General features: G+C 56.5%; 1 protein-coding gene. It reads left to right on the top strand.

Annotated elements, in window-relative coordinates; genetic code table 11:
• Nucleotides 1-379, top strand: a 379-nt coding sequence (locus K5R16_RS22350; RefSeq protein ID WP_220740625.1) for a cadherin-like domain-containing protein, incomplete at both ends; no start/stop codon positions are given.

Raw genomic sequence — 379 nt, 5'->3', positions numbered from 1 at the left:
GTCGATGGCGATCTCAGTATCACCACCTTCACCATTGCCGGCGACAACACCGTCTATAATGCCGATGGCAGTGACGTCACCCTCAACGGTGTCGGCACCTTTAGCCTGGGCAGCGATGGCCAGTACACCTTTACCCCTGCCGCCAACTATAACGGCAGCGTACCGGTGATCACTTACACCTTAACCGATGGCTCGGGCGCGACAGATACCTCGACCCTGACCTTGACCGTCACCCCGGTGAACGATGACTTTAGCGATGATAATGAAACTCGCAGCATCGTCGAGGACAGCCCTGAAGTCAGCGGCAATGTGATTGATGGCAGCAGTGTCGATGGCGATCTCAGTATCACCACCTTCACCATTGCCGGCGACAACACCG

Source organism: Shewanella sp. c952 (assembly GCF_019654975.1).
Lineage (GTDB): Bacteria > Pseudomonadota > Gammaproteobacteria > Enterobacterales > Shewanellaceae > Shewanella.
Note: the sequence above shows the minus strand (reverse complement) of the source record. Positions and strands in the feature narration are given on the sequence as shown.